Annotated in this window: 22 protein-coding genes and 1 riboswitch; of the genes, 17 read left to right on the top strand and 5 right to left on the bottom strand. The window is 37.6% G+C overall.

The annotated features are described in order from the left end of the window. Positions 1–5: 5 nt before the first annotated feature. Positions 6–1,718, bottom strand: coding sequence for a helix-turn-helix domain-containing protein (locus tag LEP1GSC203_RS07275; RefSeq protein WP_232225823.1), 1,713 nt, complete (start codon positions 1,716–1,718; stop codon positions 6–8). Here LEP1GSC203_RS07275 and LEP1GSC203_RS07270 point away from each other — a divergent pair. Genes LEP1GSC203_RS07270 through LEP1GSC203_RS07260 form a run of 3 tightly spaced genes read left to right on the top strand, consistent with a single transcriptional unit; the run spans position 1,707 to position 5,248 of the window. Next, a complete protein-coding gene (locus tag LEP1GSC203_RS07270) occupies positions 1,707–2,693 on the top strand; it encodes a sodium-dependent bicarbonate transport family permease (RefSeq protein WP_002973426.1) in 987 nt (328 codons plus the stop codon). The genes LEP1GSC203_RS07275 and LEP1GSC203_RS07270 overlap by 12 nt on opposite strands. A gap of 38 nt (positions 2,694–2,731) precedes the next feature. Next, entirely contained in the window at positions 2,732–4,570 is a 1,839-nt protein-coding gene (locus tag LEP1GSC203_RS07265; protein ID WP_002973397.1) for an alginate export family protein, read from the top strand. Between the two features lie 60 nt (positions 4,571–4,630). Then, positions 4,631–5,248: a TetR/AcrR family transcriptional regulator gene (locus tag LEP1GSC203_RS07260; RefSeq protein WP_002973296.1), complete on the top strand. Its 618-nt coding sequence runs from the start codon at positions 4,631–4,633 to the stop codon at positions 5,246–5,248. A 1-nt stretch (position 5,249) separates the two neighbouring features. On the opposite strand, the gene LEP1GSC203_RS07255 is transcribed toward LEP1GSC203_RS07260, so the two are convergent. Together LEP1GSC203_RS07255 and LEP1GSC203_RS19755 are read right to left on the bottom strand one after the other, a co-directional pair. After that, the gene (locus LEP1GSC203_RS07255) at positions 5,250–6,008 is read right to left on the bottom strand and encodes a lysophospholipid acyltransferase family protein (RefSeq protein ID WP_002973430.1); all 759 of its coding nucleotides are present in this window, start codon (positions 6,006–6,008) and stop codon (positions 5,250–5,252) included. A 136-nt stretch (positions 6,009–6,144) separates the two neighbouring features. Beyond that, a riboswitch (cobalamin riboswitch) is annotated at positions 6,145–6,278 on the top strand. Between the two features lies 1 nt (position 6,279). Then, entirely contained in the window at positions 6,280–6,447 is a 168-nt protein-coding gene (locus LEP1GSC203_RS19755; protein ID WP_002973541.1) for a hypothetical protein, read from the bottom strand. A gap of 18 nt (positions 6,448–6,465) precedes the next feature. Between LEP1GSC203_RS19755 and LEP1GSC203_RS07250 the strand changes: the two genes are divergently transcribed. From LEP1GSC203_RS07250 to LEP1GSC203_RS07225, 6 genes are all read left to right on the top strand, one after another. Next, the gene (locus LEP1GSC203_RS07250) at positions 6,466–7,095 is read left to right on the top strand and encodes a hypothetical protein (protein WP_002973234.1); all 630 of its coding nucleotides are present in this window, start codon (positions 6,466–6,468) and stop codon (positions 7,093–7,095) included. A gap of 28 nt (positions 7,096–7,123) precedes the next feature. Next, positions 7,124–7,987, top strand: coding sequence for an LIC_13355 family lipoprotein (locus LEP1GSC203_RS07245; protein WP_002973320.1), 864 nt, complete (start codon positions 7,124–7,126; stop codon positions 7,985–7,987). A gap of 169 nt (positions 7,988–8,156) precedes the next feature. After that, a complete protein-coding gene (locus tag LEP1GSC203_RS07240; protein ID WP_002973504.1) occupies positions 8,157–8,771 on the top strand; it encodes a slr1658 superfamily regulator in 615 nt (204 codons plus the stop codon). Between the two features lie 13 nt (positions 8,772–8,784). After that, complete coding sequence (locus LEP1GSC203_RS07235; protein WP_002973273.1) at positions 8,785–9,132, top strand: slr1659 superfamily regulator; 348 nt, start codon at positions 8,785–8,787, stop codon at positions 9,130–9,132. Between the two features lie 193 nt (positions 9,133–9,325). Beyond that, entirely contained in the window at positions 9,326–10,837 is a 1,512-nt protein-coding gene (locus LEP1GSC203_RS07230; protein WP_002973315.1) for a PP2C family protein-serine/threonine phosphatase, read from the top strand. A gap of 267 nt (positions 10,838–11,104) precedes the next feature. Further along, complete coding sequence (locus LEP1GSC203_RS07225) at positions 11,105–11,689, top strand: DUF6272 family protein (protein WP_002973402.1); 585 nt, start codon at positions 11,105–11,107, stop codon at positions 11,687–11,689. Here LEP1GSC203_RS07225 and LEP1GSC203_RS07220 read toward each other — a convergent pair. Continuing rightward, entirely contained in the window at positions 11,664–12,335 is a 672-nt protein-coding gene (locus LEP1GSC203_RS07220; protein WP_002973505.1) for a TetR/AcrR family transcriptional regulator, read from the bottom strand. The genes LEP1GSC203_RS07225 and LEP1GSC203_RS07220 overlap by 26 nt on opposite strands. Before the next feature lie 70 nt (positions 12,336–12,405). Here LEP1GSC203_RS07220 and LEP1GSC203_RS07215 point away from each other — a divergent pair, with 70 nt between their 5' ends. Both LEP1GSC203_RS07215 and LEP1GSC203_RS07210 read left to right on the top strand, forming a co-directional pair. Beyond that, positions 12,406–13,329: a hypothetical protein gene (locus LEP1GSC203_RS07215; protein ID WP_002973462.1), complete on the top strand. Its 924-nt coding sequence runs from the start codon at positions 12,406–12,408 to the stop codon at positions 13,327–13,329. Next, positions 13,326–13,763 carry an ABA4-like family protein gene (locus LEP1GSC203_RS07210; protein ID WP_002973429.1) on the top strand — a complete coding sequence of 146 codons (438 nt, stop codon included), beginning with the start codon at positions 13,326–13,328 and terminating at the stop codon, positions 13,761–13,763. Before LEP1GSC203_RS07215 ends, LEP1GSC203_RS07210 begins: the two co-directional genes overlap by 4 nt. Here the strand turns inward: LEP1GSC203_RS07210 and LEP1GSC203_RS07205 are convergent. Beyond that, positions 13,760–15,400 carry an ankyrin repeat domain-containing protein gene (locus LEP1GSC203_RS07205; RefSeq protein ID WP_002973253.1) on the bottom strand — a complete coding sequence of 547 codons (1,641 nt, stop codon included), beginning with the start codon at positions 15,398–15,400 and terminating at the stop codon, positions 13,760–13,762. The genes LEP1GSC203_RS07210 and LEP1GSC203_RS07205 overlap by 4 nt on opposite strands. 86 nt (positions 15,401–15,486) lie before the next feature. On the opposite strand from LEP1GSC203_RS07205, the gene LEP1GSC203_RS07200 reads away from it, so the two are divergent. The 6 genes from LEP1GSC203_RS07200 to LEP1GSC203_RS07175 are packed head-to-tail and all read left to right on the top strand — an operon-like array spanning position 15,487 to position 20,769. After that, a complete protein-coding gene (locus LEP1GSC203_RS07200) occupies positions 15,487–16,314 on the top strand; it encodes a hypothetical protein (RefSeq protein ID WP_002973544.1) in 828 nt (275 codons plus the stop codon). A 57-nt stretch (positions 16,315–16,371) separates the two neighbouring features. Beyond that, complete coding sequence (locus tag LEP1GSC203_RS07195; RefSeq protein WP_002973270.1) at positions 16,372–17,394, top strand: zinc-dependent alcohol dehydrogenase; 1,023 nt, start codon at positions 16,372–16,374, stop codon at positions 17,392–17,394. Beyond that, a complete protein-coding gene (locus LEP1GSC203_RS07190) occupies positions 17,391–18,236 on the top strand; it encodes a DUF4846 domain-containing protein (protein WP_039937571.1) in 846 nt (281 codons plus the stop codon). The genes LEP1GSC203_RS07195 and LEP1GSC203_RS07190 overlap by 4 nt, the downstream gene beginning before the upstream one ends. Beyond that, positions 18,233–19,351 carry a hypothetical protein gene (locus tag LEP1GSC203_RS07185; protein ID WP_002973536.1) on the top strand — a complete coding sequence of 373 codons (1,119 nt, stop codon included), beginning with the start codon at positions 18,233–18,235 and terminating at the stop codon, positions 19,349–19,351. Before LEP1GSC203_RS07190 ends, LEP1GSC203_RS07185 begins: the two co-directional genes overlap by 4 nt. Before the next feature lie 8 nt (positions 19,352–19,359). After that, entirely contained in the window at positions 19,360–19,950 is a 591-nt protein-coding gene (locus LEP1GSC203_RS07180) for an LOG family protein (protein ID WP_002973445.1), read from the top strand. Positions 19,951–19,977: 27 nt separating this feature from the next. Next, a complete protein-coding gene (locus LEP1GSC203_RS07175) occupies positions 19,978–20,769 on the top strand; it encodes a hypothetical protein (RefSeq protein WP_002973237.1) in 792 nt (263 codons plus the stop codon). Positions 20,770–20,821: the final 52 nt, after the last annotated feature.

The following is a 20,821-nucleotide window of genomic DNA, read 5'->3' as shown; positions in this document are numbered from 1 at the left end:
TTATCTTAAAATGGCTTTTTAGTTTTCCGAAACTGGTTCGGATTCACACCGGATTGTTTTTTAAATTCTAGATAAAACGCAGATCTGGATCCAAATCCAGAAAGTTTGCCTACTTCCGCAATATTGAGTTCTGGTTGTTCATTCAATAATGCCATAGCTTCTTTGATTCGATATTGGTTTAATAGAGATGGAAAATTGAAGTTATATTCTGAATTGATAAGTTCACTTAACTGGTGGTAAGAAAGTCCCATTTTAGTAGCAATGAGTTCTTCATTACAATCTGGATCAAGATACACCTTTTCGGCACCTAACAAAGTTTCTAGTTTATTTCGAAATTCACTTTTATCAAATTTCGTTGTTAACGATCTATACCTTGATTTCGACTTATCCTTTTTTTCGTAATTTCTCAAAAACAAAAAAGATCCCGCCGTCAAAAAGGGAAGATAGAAAACTGCTGCATATATAAAGAATGGTTGATATGGATAAAAATCAAAATGAAACAATGTCTTCAAGAAGACGGAGAAAAGAAAAAAGAACCAACCAAATACATAAGCCCTTTCAACACTTTCTTGTTTTGCTAATAAAGAGCTATGAGTCTTAAATAAATAGTAAGCGGCGGTTCCAAATATTGATAACACTAGAAAGATTCTAAATTCATACACACGTGGAAAAAGTGGGACGAGCAAATACAAAAATCCAGCAAATCCAAAGGTCCAAAACAATACCTGTTTTGAAACCCGATTTCCAACAAACTGATCAAAAGAAGCAAGATAAGTAAAAAATATGAAATGGTTAATCGATAAAAAGATATAATAAGAATGCCTAACTAAGTTATTTGAATTTCCAAATACGGAAGCGAATTCCTTCCCATGTACTGAATATACAAGAAGGAAAAACATTAAAAAATGAACTAAGATTGATAGGTAAACCTTTTCCTTTGATTTTAGATATTCTGCAATCGCCCACCCAAAAGAAACAATGCCCACCATAGAAAAAAATAAAAATGTTAAAAACCGAAACAATACTATGGAACGGTAACTTGCAGAAGAAACTGTGCGAATGGGAAAATTTAAGTCTTCATTTGAAACAAGGTAAATATAGAAATAACGACTTTCCTTAGCTTTTAGAGTCACATTGAAATGCGGGAAGGGAGAGAGTAAACCCATCCAATCTTCCCAAACGTAACCACTGTAAGAGTCGATAACTTCTCCGTTAGGATTCTCCGAACAAAGTTCCACAAAGGGAATGTTAATCCACTGGATTAGAATGCTGAAATAGTGATCCACTTCCGTGTCATTCTTCAGTTCAAATCGTACCCATTGCCCTCCATCCTCCCGTTTTCCCCGCAAAGAATCCGCACTACGATTGTCCATCCAGGCAAAATTTCGCAGAGATTGGATAGATTCATGGCTGCAATTTTTGGGAATTTCCGTCCTGTGAGGTACCAAAAATTGAACATCACGGCTGATGTTTCTTCCATAGAAACTTTCCGGCTTCCACAAACACCCACCAAGACCTGCTAGGATTGCAAATAAGAGGGGTAATACGGCCATTCGTTTCATCTGAATCACCAGTTTTGGTGCATTCTGTGCGTAAGGAAGCGATTTCGATGTTTGGAAAAATTTGAAATGAATAATTTTTTGTCCAATTTTATGATTTTGGACAAAACAGGTGTCTAAAATGATGACAGCAAGAGGGTAGAAATTATGGATTTCCACGCAGCACTCAACAACATCTTAAACCCACCGGTACTCTTTTTCTTTTTAGGAATGGGAGTCGTTTTTTTTAAATCAGATCTAAGGATAACGGAAGGGGTCTCTAAGTTCCTTTCTTTGTATCTTTTATTCTCCATTGGGTTCAAAGGCGGCCACGAGCTATTTAAGTCCCCATTCGCAGAAGAACACCTACTGACTCTGATTGCCTGTATGTTCATGGCATGTTTTGTTCCAATTTACTCATACTTCATCTTCAGAGCTAAGTTGGACCATGCGAATTCTGCGGCTCTTGCAGGAAGTTTTGGATCCATCAGTGCCGTGACTTTTGTGACAGCCGGAGCCTTTTTACACAGTTACGGTTACGAATACCAAGGTTTTATTGTGGCCGGAATGGCTCTTATGGAATCACCAGCAATCGTACTTGCGGTAATCATCGATCGTTTGGGCAAAAAGAAAAGTAACGGGAATCAAAACGAAAAAATCCAATGGAAACAATTACTCCATGAAGCTTTCTTTAGTTCGTCCGTTTATATTTTAATTGGAGCTTTGATTGTTGGTTATTTATCAGGTGAATCTGGATGGAATACAACAAAACCATTTACTGAAGATATCTTCAAAGGACTACTCACCTTCTTCCTATTAGATAAAGGAATCGATGCCGCAAGACAAATGCGTGAATTGAAGAAAGTAGGTTTTTTTCTCGTAGGGTCTGCGCTTATCATCATGTTGATTAACGTAGTCATTGCGATTCTACTGACTAAAATCATCCAAATGCCAATTGGTGATGCCCTTATGTTTGTTGTATTATGTGCCTCAGCTTCTTACATTGCTGTGCCTGCCGCCATGAAGGAATCCATTCCAGAAGCAAATCCAAGTATTTACTTAACCGTTGCTTTATCGATTGTATTTCCAATCAACATCATCATCGGGATCCCTTTATACTTTTACATTCTGAAAGTGATCACAGGAACCGTATAGTTAAAGCATACTCACGTTAAAGAAAAAGGAGATATATCATGTATATTTCAAAAGGTTATTTCTATTTTCTACTGTTAGCGGTATTTTTACCGCTAACAGTTTCCATGGCAGTACCTACAGAACAACAAAATTCTGAAGAGGCCGCAGTAGTTCCTAAACTATATGTATCTTCTATGAAAGAGAAGGGAATTGATCCAGAATACAACCGTCACATGTTTGTTGAACCCGAGTTATCCAAACACTCTGCCAATTCCGGACAATTCTGGTTAAACGATGTTTTAAGATTTGGTTTGTATTTACGACCAAGACAAGAATCTAGATACAATTTAGACTTTAATGCATCTGACAAAGGTTATATTGATAGAACTGTTCAAACATCATCAATTTATTTTATCTTTGATCCCAGCCCCTATATACAAGCAAAAGTAACTCTCCAAGATGCTCGTGTTTGGGGAGGTGAATCACCCGCGTCTTCTGGAGACATTCGTGCCAATTTTTTTAACAACACGGCTGATATTTACTCTAAAAACCAAACTAATGCAGTATCTCTAAATCAAACTGGAGTTAGGGAAGCATTTTTAACTCTAAACCAGCTCCCACTTCGTTCTAAGTTACAAATAGGACGACAAATTTGGGCTTACGGCGACCAACGAATGATAGGCGGTGGAAACTGGACTGTGAATGGACTTTCCTTTGATGGGGCAAGGCTCATGTTTAACTACGACAACTTTAAGATCCACTTTTTAATGGCAAGGCCCTATTGGACTCAAAGTGGTACCAATGGAGTTGTATCAGCTAACGATCCAAAACTTAATTCCGCAGCAACAGGGACAGACACAACTTTACTAGGAACTTACAATAGTGTCACTATTCCTGATTGGGTTACTTTAGATCTATACAGTTTGGGTGTGGTTCGTAAATGGAAAAAAAATCCTATAAATCCTGTCACTGGTTTGCCTGAGTCTTCTAATGATGACCCACTTGCTGCCAACCGGAGTAGACAAAATCAAAACTTAATCACCACAGGATTTCGTCTTACCAACAGAACCAAAGGTAACTTTCTTCCTGAAGGGAAGGCATGGGATTTCACATGGGAATCTGCTTTCCAAACGGGGACCAGTGGGAGACGGATCCAAGATCCTTATCTAAAAGAGTATCTTCCAAATGAATATGATAACTCGAGAACAGAAAGAGAAAAGTATACAGGCCAAATGCATGTTTTCCAAACGGGATATACTTTCTTCAAAAAACTTAGATTAGGTGGTCAGGTATTGTATGCCTCTGGTGACAAAAATAGAGCAGATGCTTCTGTATCCACATTCCAAACTCTAGCCAATCCAAGATTTGGAGTGATCCCCTATTTTAACAGTGTGGCAGGAATCTCGGAAAATATCAATGCACAGAATTTATATTCTAAGTCAGTAAGTATCACCTACCAAACAGAATCCTTTGGTGAATTTCAAGTCACCTACTTTCAAAACGACAAAGCAGAAAAACATGATGCATGGTATGCTATCAGTGGTGCCGCCAACTCCACAAGTTCTCTAGGTGAAAAAAATCCCTATCCTGTATCGGCAGACAAAGGAAGTACAGAAAACTATTCTAACAATTCTTATTCTTCACCATATGCACTGGGGAAACGAATTTATACAGAAGTGGACTTAACTTGGCATGGGCAAATCAATGATTTTGTTTCATTGTGGATGGGATTTGGATATTTGAGTGCAGGTGATTCCATTCGTAATTATCGAAATAGCAAAATCCAATACAATACCACCACTCAATCCTTTGAATGGAACCAAAACTACCTACAAGGTAAAAACCAACTGGCAAAAGATGCTTTTATGGCCTACGCCCAAATCAACGCTGCTTTTTAAGAAAAACGTTCGATTTTTGTATGGATTTGAATAATATGGAGGTCAGACAGATTCAAATCCATGTTGGAAGCTTCAAACAAACAAAGACGGATTCGTAATAGCCTCTCTCGCGAGGAAATTAGAAACGTTTCACTTTTAATTTTAAAAGAAGAAGGATTGGAAGGTCTCTCTATGCGAAAAATCGCCAACCGATTGGGTTGTAGTGTCGCAAGTCCCTATTCCTATTATGAGAGCCAAATTGACTTAGTCCAAGATTTGATCAAATCAGGTGAGGACGAACTACTCTCCATGCTCAAAAAAGCAAGTGCAGAAGTAGAAACAGGCTCTGCCTTTCAACAGTTAGCTGCTATTGCGCGCTCCTACTTTAACTTCGCAAGTAACAACCGAGAGTTACACAAAGTAATGTTTGTAACAGACTATGGTGGAGTACATAGAAAAGCATTTCCTCAACTTCCGAAAAGTTACCGTTTCTTTTTAGAAACAGTGCGCATTGGTTTTGAATCTGGAGAAATTCCCTATCCAAAAAATGAATACCCTGCTATTGCTCGAATGATGTGGAGTTGGATGTATGGAGTGATTGTTTTGGATATGACGGGAATGCTTCGCAAAAGGAAAGGTTCCGGAAATCCCATTGAAGAAGGGATTTCCTATTTTCAAAAACTACTAAGTAAAAAATAAACTAACTGATACTTGGTGAGACTTCAAGTCCATCATCATCCATATCCAAACTTCCTTCCACTTCGCTTGAAACTGAAATAGAAGTTCCTTTGTCTTTCAATCGAATGAGTTCACTACGAACATAATTGATTGTTTCTGGTGCATCGGTCACTTCCCAAATGGGATTCCCAACTGACATTCGAATAGGTTTATTTAAATTGTAAGCATCTAAATACAAAGGAATGATTGGTAGATTGTATCGTTTACTAAGAACTACCATACCAGGATATAATTTTCTACTCTTTCGAAATCCACGATACCAAGTTCCTTCTGGAAAAATTCCAATCCCTAAATTTCCGCGCCCAATTCTTCTTTTAAAATCTTTGATGGTAGCTGGATCCGATTCACTTCGATTCAACGGAATCAAGTCAATTGACTTTACAATTCCTTTGACCATTTGCTCTTTTCTGTATAACCATTTTCTTTTTTTCCCTTTATTAGGAATTCCAGAATCATAACTTGTAAGTGCCGTTGTATAAATTCCGTATCGTTTGAGAACTCCACGAATCACAAATGCATCATATGGCATAGTAATTGCTTTTAAAAATTTATTTCTAGGTTTGATATGGTTCGAAATAAGGATTATGGATCGACCGTTTAACTTACGCAAAATATGGTCGTTTTGAATTTCAACTTTTTTGTTTCCATACTTCAAACGCATTGGTTTCACCACTATCCACATAAGCACAAATCCGATGGATCTTCCCACATAATAAAACATAACTTTTCCTCTTATTTTGTAAGTGCCCTAAAATCCAGTTTGGTTGCAAAAGTTTACAGTAGATTTTCGCTACAATTCCGAGTCATTTCTGTTTCAAATTAAACTTTCTTCTTAGCTAAGCCCAGCTTTAAAATTTGACAATTCCTTCGTTTACGAAAACCTGGAAATTACCTTTAGGGAGGAAACAGGTGTAATTCCTGTGCTGACCCGCAACTGTAATCCAAATCAAAGTTTGGTGAGCCAGATCTTCCCCGTAAAGTTTACCTCGTGGTTAAGGAACTTTACAAACTGCATCCAAATGTCCACCATTTGGGAACAGGGGCCCCGAAGGCATCGGGGCACCCGAAACAATCGCAAACAAAACTTGTATTTTAGGATACCCTTCTAAAAAACTAACAATAGTTTGTTTATCATTGAATCGGAGTTCCCCTAAATTCAAAACATTTAGGAGACTTCTATGACTAGAACAATCAAAACAACAATCCTTTCTTTGGTTTTATTAACACAAATCATCGCATGCCAAACAGAAAAACAAGTTTCTGAATCCGATGCGAATAACAACCTACTCGTTGGTTTACTTGCTGGAAGTGCAGCTTCAACTTCTTTTTTATTGGATTACAATGGGCAGTGGAACGCAGGTTATACTTACAATGCCAGTGGACAAATGACAGGCACTCCGAATGGACGACTAATCATTGCCACTAATCCAGATGGTTCAGGAAGTATCATTTCTGGATTTAATTCCAACGCAAACTACTTTGGTGGTGGCGATACAACTTATAGAATTCTTTCCTTTGACAAGGCAACTCGTAGACTTTACTACCAAAACACACCCGGTGGAAACAACTTTGCCAATTCTACTTTTGGAAGAATAGATTATACACCTGTCACCACTTCTGGATGTGAGCTTGGAGCCTCAAAATGTTTCTATTTTTGTGAAGCAGTTTCTGGAAAGGCAACACTTGCTGAAGTACAAGCAAGTACAGTAACTAGTAACTCAGTCAATTATGCAACGAATGGTTGTGGTGGATTTACATTCAGTAGAGCACTTTCAAGAACTGAAAACTCAACTTGGACTGGACTTTAAAAAATAGTTTCTTAACTTGGGAGATGTGATGCAAAAACTATTAAAAAATAAAACATTATGTCCTTTGTTTCTGATGTTTTTTGTATCATTCTCTTTCTGCAAAAAATCTCCTTCCGGTACAGCGGATGAGAATCTTGCCGCCTTATTGCCTTTACTGAATGCAGCGTCAAGTGCCAGTTTCTGTCCCAAATCACCGCTACCTGCAGATATCTATCTTGCAACAACTGTTGTGAGCGCTAGTGCCAATGTATCCGGATTTTCTGATCCCAATAAAGCTGTGAATGGAGTATGTGGTGCTGGTGAACTTGTGGGATCTTTGGATGTCTACGCACTAGACATAACAGGTGCAGGTGCTACTATGATTCTCAGTTGGGGTGGGCGGACAGTCAAAAATGTGGCCGATAGTATTGACTTCATCATTTATGATAATAGCTTTCGTATCTCCGACGACACTAATACTTACGCGATGGATCCATCTGTCATCCAAGTATCAATCGATAACACTAACTACTGCGGATTTAATCCTAGTTATACGGGTGCCAATGTCAATCTGATGAGTAGTTGGTTACGATTTGGTGGCTTAAGACCTGTGTATTATAACATGACTACAAAACCATACACAAACGAAGATTTATTCATCAATACCGGCGGATCTTTTTTGTTAGGTGGCGGTGATGGTTTTGATTTAGAAGACCTAGATCCCAATGATCCAAATGACACTGGTTGCGATAACACAGTTGCCAACAACATCAAAACAACTGGATTTAAATTCTTAAAAATTACTTCTGCTGCCAACGTAAATAATCCCAACACGGGAATTCAGTTTCCATGGCCTCCTGGAAGTTATAATGGAAGCGATATTGACGGAGTGGTGGCACGCGAAATCCAATGAGCCCGTCCGGCCATTATGTCAATTCCAACCTTCCTTCGAAGTTCTACTAAAAAAAACAGAAAAAACCGACCTGTATTTCAGTTGACCGATTTCTAAAAAAAAGTTCTTTTTTAGAACTACTTCTCGGTGCGGATCCACTTTGAGCGAAAACCAAGCTCGGGTTTAGGAGATGGCAAGTATTACAAACTCTAAACGCCATTATGCCAAAAATAAATCGGAGGCAAAATTGAATCAAAAAGCACCCATCGTTATCGGGGAATACAATTTCATTTCAGAAAATTTACCTCCTGATGGCCAACTCCGATTGATCTTCCAACCAATCGACATGACTTCGTATTGGAGCCGATGTGGCCTCACTGCAAATTTTGTTGCAGGATTTTATTCTTATTGTTACGAAGCTAGCGAAACCAAAGCCAACGCCCTTTCCACAATCATTAACGAACTTTTGGAAAATGCTTCCAAGTTTTCGAAGGCTATGGAAGGAAAAATTAACGTAGAATTGAAACAATACGGAAATCTTTTAAGAATTGATGTTTTAAATGTGGCGTCAAAAACCTTACGAGATAGTTTTGAGCTTTTTGTAAACAAACTCTTGTCGGAGAACGTGGAGGAGATGTATTTTTCTACACTCGAAACCAAGGTAGACGGTGATACTCAGTCTGGTTTAGGACTACTGATGATATTAAAAGACTACCCCGTCCGTTTTGGTTATAGTTTCAACGAGATCGATGCCGATACTCATGAAATCACGGTAAGAGCAATTATCAACGTAGAAGAGATATAATAGGCGAAGCTTCATGGAAATCAAAGACTTAGATTACAATATAAAATACGACGAAGCCACTAAGACTGTCAAATTCACAGGTTCTATAAGATTACAGAACTTACCCGCTTATGAACCCATAAAAATATTTTTAAGAGACGCAGCCAAACTTTGCCAAGGGTCTCTGTTAACCTTGGACTTTCGAGATTTACAATTTGTAAACAGCTCGGGGATCACAACCCTATCCATGTTTATTATTGATTCAAGAAAAAGTGCAGCTTGCCAAATCAAAATCCAAGGTTCCCTCAACGTTTCTTGGCAGTCAAAATCTCTATCCAATTTCAAAAAACTTTGGGACCAAGTGGTTTTGGAAATTTCCTAAACCACAAATTCAAGCCTCTACTTCTACATCCGTTCCTATCGAACTTCATACTAAATTCGAACAAGAAGCGGGAAGTTTCATTCCATCTCCTCAAATTATAAAAAATCATTTGCAATTTAAGCAAAATATATGAAGTTAAAAATAATTTTCCTCATTCTCCTACACAAAATCAAAAGAAAGAAACCTTCACTCTATGCCACAATCTCCCGCCAACGTAAATCGATTCGTCCTATCTGACTATTACAAGAAACAACTGAACGAAATAGCCTATCAAGGGGAATTTCGTGCAGAAACTTTTGCGACCAAGTTCCGATTCTTCTTCCTCGGAATGATATTTATTTTTTCGACTTTGGGAATGCTTTCTGGCCGTCCTCTTGTTGAGTTCTATTACCAAATTTCCTCCATCTTAATTCTACTCTGTTATAACTTTATTGTACTCTATTCATTAAGGAAATCTGGTAAATACCTCAATGTATTTAAATTTCTTTCTTCCTTTTTAGAAATATCCCTGCTAACTTTCGTTATTGGGTATACTGCACAAGCACAAAAAAACCCGAGCCTTGTGTATGCAGCTCCAATGATCTATGTGTTTTTTATTTTGATCGCACTCGCTTCGATACGCAATAATACTAAGGCAATCATTTTTGCAGTTACAGTCCTTATTGTAGAGTATGCATTTTTAACCATTTACTTCTATCCAGAGATGTCCGATTTGAATACAAAACTCATCGAATTATCTTCTTATCTCAAACCAAACTACCTAGAAGAAAACAGCACATTCTTTTTAGTCAGTGCAGTACCTATGGGAATTTTTCTCATCCTCCTATACATGATAGTAACAGGAGGATTGATACTCTATGCAATCCGCAATACATCTCGCACAACTCATGAACAAGCTGATTTAATTTTTAATGCAGAAAAACAAGCCATCTTAGAAGAAAATATGCATCTCGGTATGGAATTGGAAGTAGCAAGGCAAATTCAAGCCATGGTACTTCCTCGCAATGAAGAATTAAAAGAAATCCAAGAATTAGAAATTTCTGCAAGAATGGACGCAGCAAATGAAGTGGGTGGAGACTATTACGATGTGGTCCATCATGAAGATGGAACAGTCTACATTGCCATAGGAGATGTAACAGATCATGGTCTTGCATCTGGAGTTGTGATGCTTATGACACAATCTGCTTTTATCACAACTTTACGTTCAAAAGTAATCTCTTTACGTGAGTCTCTTCGATCCATTAACTCTATTTTATTTTCAAATATTCATGTACGAATGAATGACATACGTAATCTTACCTTGTCTTTATTTTCATATAAAAATGGTATATTTACCACCGTAGGACAACACGAAACCATTATGGTCTATCGCCATTCCCTGAAAAAAACAGAAATTATAGATACAATCGATAATGGTATGTTAGTTGGTTTGACAGAATCTATTGACGAATTCATTCATGAAAAACAAATCACTCTCCAACAAAACGACGTTATTCTTTTGTATACTGATGGAGCAACAGAAGCCGAAAATCAAAAAAGAGAACGATTTGGATCTGACCGATTAATCGAATCACTCGAAAGACATATAGAACTCGAAACAACGGATGCTATCTTAGATGCCATCTTTAAAGAAATATATGACTTTATCGATGGTATGGATGTTTATGATGACATTACCATTATGATCATGCGTAAACGAGGGTAGAGACCCAATAATTGGAAATTGGTTCAATTCATAAGAATGAACTTACCAGGATACAGCATTGTAAAATACAATTGATACTGGGGAAATCCTAATCTCAAATACAACCAAATCTCTGATAGACGAGTTTATTGATAAATAACTGAAGAACATTATTTTTGTCAAAAGTGTGCACAAATCCCGAAGAACGCCGATTAATGCAACAGGCAATAGAAAAAGCGCTTGCGACATTATAATAATTAGTCTAGATTCCTTAGTTGAACTACGACTATGCGAAAATACGGAAATTTTAAGTCCACCAATAGCATTCAACAAGTACCTAATTCCATAATTGAAATCCATTTAAAACCTTTGGATTTAATGCGTTATTGGCGACGGATTGGAATCCTTTCCGACTTTATTGGTTATTTTTACGGATTCTCTTTTTTACCTAACATCCCTACCGAATCGATAGATATGAAAAACTCGGAAATCGTAAATTCCATCTCTACCGTGTTTAACGAATTATTAGAAAATGCAGCCAAGTATTCTTACGATAAAAAAGCAGATATTGAAATCTCACTTATTCATAGAGGCAAAACATTTGAAATTTTAGTTCGTAATAAAACAAACGAATCAAATGTCACTTCTTACGAAGCCAGTTTAAAAGAAATTTTTTCTACTAAAAATCTAGAAAAACTGTATATAGAAAAACTAGAAACCAATGAAAACGATCAACATCGTTCCGGTATAGGCCTGATTATGGTTTTAAAAGATTATCCAGTCGAAATGGAAGTTTCTTTTGAGACTGAGGGGGAAGATACAATCATAACCAGTAGGGTGATTTATTTTACAAACGGGTTCCCTCAATCATAATCTCTAAAATTTGACCCACTTCTTTGCGAAAGGAATCACCTTCCTCTTTGGATTTGATTTGTTTCCATTTTCGTTCGTTTAACACGGCAAAACCGTGGACTCCGCTCCAAAAACTCATCATAAGAGTATCAGTAGGAACTGAATTTTTTAATTTTAATGATTTCTGGCCGAATTCCACGATCTTATACATTCCCATATAGGCCAACTTTCCGCACTCCCGCAAATCGTCTGATAAAGTATCCCCTGATACATAAATCTCACCACCAAACATGAGTTCAGTCCTTCTTGGATTTTTTAGTAAAAGAAAGATATATTCTACTCCGGCCATCCTAATTTTTTCCAAAGGATCCTCTGAGTATGCCCAGGCTCTTTCCATACCCTCAGATAGTTCTCGAAATCCTTCCGTCACCAGTGCCTGGAGGAGGTCCATTTTTTTAGGAAAATGTCTATAGGGTGCGGAATGGCTCACTCCCAAATCGGTGGCTATGTCCCGAAGACTTAAGGAAGAAACTCCCTTGGTTTCTAATACTTTTCTGGAGTGTTCGAGAACTTCTTCCCGCAAGTTTCCATGGTGGTAGGTGCTCACTTTTGGAGCGGTCGCAGCAATTGGTTTTGAAAGGTTTTGTTTTTTTTTGGCAGGTTTCATATAAAAAATGTTTACAATGTATACTTTCCATGTTGACAGAGTATACATATATATTTACACTGTCTACATTATGGAATTTGCCAACTATAGAAAACAACCACTTTTTTGGAATGGAATCGCTATGGCAGCACTCACTGTTGCCATCCTCCCCTTCCTAATTCTAGATACAAGAACCCTTTTGGGAGTCAATGTCTGGATCAAACCACTGAAATTTTCCCTCTCCTTGGGATTGTATTCATTCACCACAATTTGGGTGATGGTTCGATTTTTAAAAGATTGGAAATACCAACACAGAATCCAAATGGTATTAACCATCACCTCTTTGATTGAAATCATACTTATCACCTTACAAGCTGCACGCGGAGAAGCGAGCCACTTCAATATATCCACGACCTGGAACCAAATTGTGTTTTCAGTTATGGGAACAAGTATTTCCGTCTTTTGGATTTTCCATCTATGGATGAGTTACCAAATCTTTCGAAAAAACTCGATTTCACGTTCTGTCAAAGAAAGTCTAGTTTGGGGTCTCACCATTGCTGGCTTTGGAATGATCATTGGATTTTTTATGACTTCACCAAGGCCTGAGCAATTGGAAGTTATGAAACAAGGAATCTTACAAACTAGCGGATCACACCAATTTGGTAGTGGAGATCCAGGACAGGGTTTATTATTCTTTGGTTGGAGTACAAAACTTGGTGATATGCGTGTTCCCCATTTTTTTGGAATGCATGTAATGCAATTCTTTGTTTTTCTTGGGGCATATTTATTGGGTAAAGAAGATTTCCTTTCCAAACAAATGTTAGTTCGTTTTACTGGAATTTTATTTTTACTGATGAATATCGTTATGGTCATCCAAACTTTAAATGGAGAATCTGTTTTTAACCTGAATCCCTTTTATACGAGTTTCTATGGAATTTCGCTATTTCTCATTTCATTCAGTTTCTTTAAATTAGTTTCAAAACCAAAAATATTTTCAACACAGGTGACTATATGAATCCTTCAATAATCTTTAAAATTGCCAATGGCATCGCAGTCCTATCGTGGTTGGTATTGATACTTTCACCAAATCAAACAAAGGTGATCCGACCCCTCAGAGTATTTGTTTCAGGTCTTGTCCTTGGTGGCGTCTATGTATTTTCAATCCTAATAGGGAATGGACAGGCAGAAGGTGACTTTTCCAGTTTGGAATCGGTAAGATCATTATTTGCCAATGATTACTTTTTACTAGCTGGTTGGATCCATTACCTTGCCTTTGATTTGTTTTTGGGGACTTGGGAAGCAGAGGACGGGGCCAAAGAAGGGATCAACCGATGGATTCTTGTTCCAGTCCTAGCCCTTACCTTTTATTTCGGGCCCGCAGGTTGGCTTATGTATTTGGTATTTCGATTTGTGAAAAGGTTCCTAAATAAAAGGGAAAATTTCACCTAACCCCCGTAAACATCTAAGAGAGAAAGGACTCGCTGGCAACGGTTCTTTTTCTCCTCATCCCCTTCTAATTCAGCGATTTCTAAATTTTCAAAAGCAAGATCCCTACCAGTTTTTTCCTCGAAGGTTTTCGCATTAGATTTTGCACCTGATTCTAATAATAAAGCAAGAACTGCAGAGTTTCCAAATTTACATGCTTCGTGAAGTGCCGTACTACCACTGTTATCTGCGACATGAATGTCAATACCTGCTTGGATCAACCTCTTTGCCATACTAGGTTCACCAAAAACAGAACACCAATGTAATGGTGTCATTCCATTCACTGATTGCAGATTGACTTTTGCACCTCTACGAATGAGTTCATCCATTAGAGTTGTTTTTTCTTGTAAACGAAGAGTGCTATCTTGGCATAATTTAAAGATCGCAGTTTCTCCATTGGCATCCACTTGGTTGGGATCAGCTCCTCGCTCCAAAAGACGCATACATAATTTGTATTTTGCTCGTACAAAACATTCTTGTAAAAGCGAAAAACCTAAAGGGTTGCGAATGGAATCGGTGATCACATAATCCAAAGATCCTACAGTCCGAACAAAAGAATCCAAAAGATAAACATCATCAGAATCCAACCAGTCCAAAGTTTTGTCCTCGTTTATAGATTCCAAACTTGAACCTAAATGACTTTCATAACCTTCGGGAAATTTCTGTTTCAGAAGAGGAATAAACAAAGGTTCTGTTTCTGCATGACAGACTACATCATGGATGAGTTGCCAATGTTTTTGATTCGGTATCACTTGGTTGGTAAGAAGAAAGATTAAGCTCTCATTCAACTTCTTTTGGGTAAGTTGGAAGGTTACTTGCAAGTTTCCTTCTTTAAAATGAACTTCTGAAATCGTGGCTTGATTTTCAGGCCAATGGTACATGATAAGTGTTAGGAGCTCATCTTTTGCCTGTTGGTTTAAAAGAGAAAAATTTTCCTGTAAAGATAATATATTCCCAGACAATGCATAAATCTTAGATGCAAGTTCACTAGATACAAATTCAGGAAGTATTTTATCGGAATCACCATGTTCATCAAATTGAATTTTGTAGATATGTGTAGCAGCAAAACTTCCGTGCAAAAAAGTATTCCACTGGTCTGCAATCGCTAAGTACAATTTTCCTGAGACAGAATGATCATCTAAAGTATCTACAGTAATAGAAAGTCTTACTGGTGAAACGTTTACATTTTGATTGATGATGATTTTTAAAGTTTTTGAAGGAGATTCGGTGGTAATATCGAAAAGGAAATTTTTTAATCTTACTATTTCAGGGAGTCCCGAAATAGAAATCCGAAGATCGTTTTCATTTCCATCCTCATCTTTCAAAAAAACTAGTTCCTCGTTAGACCAATCAGAGATAAAATCCGTAGTATACCTTCCGAAAATTTGGCCTTGGAGTTTGTGATCAGGGATTTGTTCTTTAAATTGAATATCAAATAACACGAGTGAGTCGGAAGACGCCGATGTAAACTCTGTGCGGTAATCAAAATGGTTCCAGGCGGAACAATTTTTACAGCGATACTTCCCTTTTTTTCCTTCCAATTTGGAAGTTGAAACAGAGTGACCACTAAAACAATTAGAGCAGGATAAGATCGTTTTCATATTTCGCTTGTTCCGATATATAAAACAGGAGAGTTTTGACGGATCAATCGAAAATTATTATCTTATCAACATTCAGGTAGGAATTCATGAGACAAAACCAATATTTGGTCATCGGAGGATCGGGAGAAGCAGGCCAGAGCGCCATTCTTTGTCTTAAAGAGAAAGACCCATCTGCCTATATCATAACATCAACTACAACAAACGAACCTGTGTCGAATGCAGACCTTACTTTATTTGGCAAAACTGCAGAACCTGGACTTGCCGTTAAAATACGTTCAGATCTGAAAAATCATAATATTTCTCCAAATTTTCAAGCCATCATCTATACTCCAGCACTTGGGGAAGTAGGGTTTCCGATTGCAGAAAGTTCTCCCCAACAAATCAAAGATACACTGGCCATTTGTTTGGATCCCATTTTGGAATTGGAGGAATCATTGAATCCAGAGCTTACTATCGCCTATTCAGCGTTTTATTGGCTAAGCCATACTTTATCGTTTTACGGATCCATGGGTATTGCGAAGTACAAAGCGGATCTTTGGGCCTTGGAAAATCCCCAAAGAAGAAGGATTGTCAGAGCAGGAACTTTTTTCTCCAAAAGTGTTCGAGGGATATCTATTGTCTTACAACGAACTATGAAAAAAACAAACAATCCAGACCTCCTAACTTTAAAAAGTCGATATGAAGATTCTGGTCAAAAGTTTATGGATTTTTTTCTTTCTTACGCATGGGAACATGAAAAAGCAGCCTTCCAATCCCAATTTGACACAGCATACCGTCCCACGGAACGGAAAGACTTAAGTCGTGGTTTAAGTTTTGCATTGGAATCGAAGGCACCTATCGTCACTGTCCTTGGGGACTGGACTTTTGAAGAAAGTGAACTACCTCAAGTCCCTAATTGGTTTGGACAATTTTAGTTGTCTTATTTTTTCATAGCCGAATAAATAGACCAATCGGTATACGGAGACAAATTAATGCGTCGACTCATGTTTCGTAAAAAAGGTATTTTAGAATGGGAAGAAGTGGATCCCCTCGTTATCACAGGTGAAAATCAAGTAATCATCGAACCTATTTCGATTGCACGGTGTGATTTGGATCTACCTATTGTTCGCGGAGAAACTTTATTTCGAGCCCCATTTCCCGTAGGACACGAGTTTGTCGGTAAAATAAAATCCCTTTCTGAAGATCTGGCAAATTTGTATTCTATAGGAATGACTGTGGCCGTTCCTTTTCAAATTTCTTGTGGATCTTGTCCCGCTTGTTTGAACCATCATGCCAATTCTTGTGATTCAGTTCCTTATACTTCGGGGTATGGAATGCCTCCAGGAGCGAACTCTTTTGGCGGAGCAATTGCAGATGAAATCAAAATTCCATTCGCCAAACAAATGCTATTTGTAGTGGATAATAAAATAAATCCTGTCGGGATTGCTAGCTTCAGCGATAATATTGCCGAAGTTTGGAAACTGGCAGGAAGATTTTTAGGTCAAAAAAAAGATCCCAAGGTACTCGTTGTGGGCGGTCATGCAGGAAGTATTGGACTTTATACGGCTTTGTTTCTCCACCAAACAAAAAAAGCAGAAGTTTTGTATGTGGATACAGATACTACAAAGATCCAGCTAGCAGAGTCTTTAGGAATCCCTGTGGAATCCTTTTCAAACTTCCCGAAACCAACAAAAAAATACGATTTAGTATGTGATGCATCTGCAAACAAACAAGGTTGGGATTTTGCAGTTCGTTCCCTCGGTAGAAATGCAATCTTTAGTTCTGCTTCTATCTTTTGGACCAACCAATGGGAAATTCCTTATCTAGAAATGTACAACCAAGGTGTGGAAATCCATTTAGGCCGTGTTGAATCAAAAGATTCCATGGAAGCACTCTATCCTTATATTTTATCCGGTATCTTTACACCGGAAAAAATTGTGACTAAAACAGCTAACTTTGATGATGCGAAAGAAGCATGGTTGGAAGAGTCCATCAAGTTGGTGATCACAAAGTGAAATCCATTTTTTCCCAATCGAAAACTATTACTAATCGTTCTTTTCGATTTTACGTATTTCTGATTGGGATGACTCTTACTATTTTCAATCTTTGTTTCCAAAATCTTAATGCTGAATCCATACAGGAGCGGTTCTCACCACCTAACGGATTCCAACGAAACCGTTTTCCAAACGAAAGTTTTGCTACTTATTTACAAAATTTTCCATTAAAACCCATAGGAAGTTCCGTTTTACTTTATGACGGAAGAACCAAAACCAACCAAGTCCATGTTGCCGTTTTGGACTTTCCCCTATTACTAGATGATTTAATCCAATGTGCCGATGCAGTGATGAAACTAAGGGCTGAATATTTTTATTCGCAGAAAAAATACAACCAAATCCAATTTAAAATCAGCAATGGAATGGAAGTTCCGTTTTCTCGGTTTGTTAAAGGAGAAAGAGTCCAAGTTGTGGGAAACAAATCCCAATGGAAAAAAGGCAAATACAAACAAGGTACAGGACGGGATGTATTCGAAGAATACCTACATTTTATTTATAGTTATGCAGGGACAATTTCCCTAAAATCAGAACTCAAGAAAAAAACCATTCAAAACTTAACTCCTGGTGATGTGTGGATCGAAGCAGGATCTCCGGGCCATGTGGTTATTGTCGTAGACCAAGTAACAGGAAAAGGTGGACAAACTTTATTTCTTTTGGCACAAAGTTATATGCCTTCACAGGAAATGCACATTCTAAAGTCACAAAGTAAATACTCTCCTTGGTTTGAATTACCGGAGAACCAATCGTTTCAAACGCCAGAATGGGAATTTCCTTCCAAAGAATTTTATGGATTTGTAAAATGAAATATTGGTTACTCTTACTGCTTATCTTCACATTAGACCTTTCTGCAAATACCTACGAGGAAGAGGTTATCAGCTCTATTGAGTCTATCCGAACTATCAAAGCTTCCGAAGACAAAAATGAAATCGGTCAATTCAATTCTCTTATGGATGCCAATTGGAAAAAGTTTTCCGAAAAAAAATCTGTATCAATTCCTATCATTCAAATAAAACTAAAAGAGGAATTGAATTCTCCATCACCTAACCAAATGGTATTACTAGATTTAAGTTGGTTTTTAGCAATTTCCAATCCAAATAAAGAAGACTTAGAGATCATCCTAAAAACATTCGAAGCCATTGACTTTCAAGACCCACTCATTGTTCAAAATACTCAACAGTACTTTCGTTTGGCTTTATTTTTGAGTGAAAAACAAATTCCGGACTTTTTATATTCTATCGACAAAAGGTTTTTGAGAAATGAAAACAGATCTTTTTTTATTCCTCAACATGTGGCTATGGTTGATGCTCATGCGCAAAGGACCCACCTATATGGTGTATATGGAAAACAAAGCATCAAACACCTAACCATTATTTTAAAAAAAGAAAAAGATACCAAACTTAGACAATCGATTACAAGTATCCTAAGAAGAATATGTACACCAGATTGTGCCAGAGACATTTATGAGATGTTAGAATCCGAGGAAGATCATAAAACCTTTGTGAATGGAACCTATATTTTATTAGATAATGCAGGACCTTTAGGAAAAGAACTATATTTAAAACTAAAGCCGAAATCTCTCTCAAAAGAAACACAAGATTATTTCATAAGCGAACAAAACTATGTTAAAAATCAAAGTTTCGAATTTTTCATTACCAAAATGAAGAAAAAGTATGGAGAAAGTTCCAACAGTTTTTCTGATTCACAATTATTATCAGAAATCGAAAAAATGATTCTTGAAAATGGGGAATCTCATTCCATACATCCTTTGGACTTCCTTTCGAACACAATTGATAAACAAGTTCTAATTGAAAAAATAATCGAGGCCCGCAGAAAATGTTTTTTGCGAATCAACCATCATGGAATGCAGGATATCGATCTAAACAATTTAATTTTGAATACACTTTACTATAAAGAATAAACGAAGAAATGAATGTAATTAAAAATATCGCAGTCTATTGCGGATCTTCCCAAGGACTTGATCCATACTATATGACCGCAGCCTTTGAGTTAGGTGAATATTTTGGTACCCACCAAATTGGTTTGATTTACGGCGGAGCTAGCGTAGGTCTTATGGGAGCTGTTGCCAACGGATGTTTGTCAAAAAATGGATCGGTCACAGGAGTTTTGCCTAAATTTCTAAAAAAGAAAGAAATCGAACATGCAGGACTTGAAAAACTCATCCTTGTAGAAAGTATGCATGAAAGAAAACTCAAAATGTTCGAATTATCCGATGCCTTTGTGGTTTTGCCAGGGGGACTTGGAACCATGGAAGAATTTTTCGAAGTCATCACATGGTCTCAGTTAGGTTTGCATCACAAACCCATTCTCATTCTGAATTGGCTTGGATTTTATAATCCCCTCCTTAAACTTATGGAAACAATGGTCGAGTCTGGATTTTTGAAAAAAGAAAATTCGGCCCTCGTACAAGTTCTAGAAACTTCCAAGGATCTACTACAAACCATCCAAAACTATTCACCGTCTAAGACGGAGAAATGGTTGTCGGAAGGCAACGTCTAAAGTTCTATTACCGAAATGATTTATCACATGCGGAATCGATTATACTTCCTTTCACTCTCCCTTGTGGTTGGAATTATTTTTGCAAACATAGGGGTAGTTTTAGCCGACCCAAGGCATGGGGGGCAAGACCAGAGACATGGGAATGAATCTCGTCTCACACCACTCCGCCACCTTTCTCCCGAAACAAATCGAATTTTGAATGCCCCGCCACCGAAACACCAAGTTACTAGTTTTGAAAGTGGTGTCAGAGATAAAACCGCTTACCCCTACATCCAAACTACATTAAATTTTGTGGAAGGCCATCTTTCATATAAGGCATTTTTATCTAGTGGCCAAGAAATTTCTTACTCCACCCGTGGAGAACATATATGGTATTCCCAATGTTATGGTGACCTTTGTGTTTTGGTTACACAAAAAAATTTGTTAGCGGTTAGTAACTCCAGTTATGAATGGGAAAAAGGACATCATTTCGGAGAAGAAAGATATCGAGTCGCGATGGGCCATAAAGCTGCATTGGTCGCAAGCGATAGAAAGTTATATTTATTCAATAGTTATACTAACCATTGGGAAACTATCAGTTTAGAACAAGAATCTCTCCAATCCTTTGCCAATTTATATGACAAAGTGGCCATCACAACCACTCGCAGAATGCTTGTGATCGATCTCCCTTCAGAAACTCAATTTGAACAAAATTTACTCCTACGCGGAGTCTATCAATTTGAGATGAGAGATGGTTTTATTAATTTTTATTCTGGCGATAAACTTTGGATGTTTCGCCACCAAACACAAATGTTCGAAGAAGTGGATTTAACGGACTGATAAAAAATTCCGGATTCGGTTTTCCATTTTCTCGGTTTCGAAAATGTGGGCG

Source organism: Leptospira terpstrae serovar Hualin str. LT 11-33 = ATCC 700639, assembly GCF_000332495.1.
In the GTDB taxonomy this organism is placed as follows: Bacteria; Spirochaetota; Leptospiria; order Leptospirales; family Leptospiraceae; genus Leptospira_A; species Leptospira_A terpstrae.
This window is presented reverse-complemented; position numbering and strand designations above follow the sequence as displayed.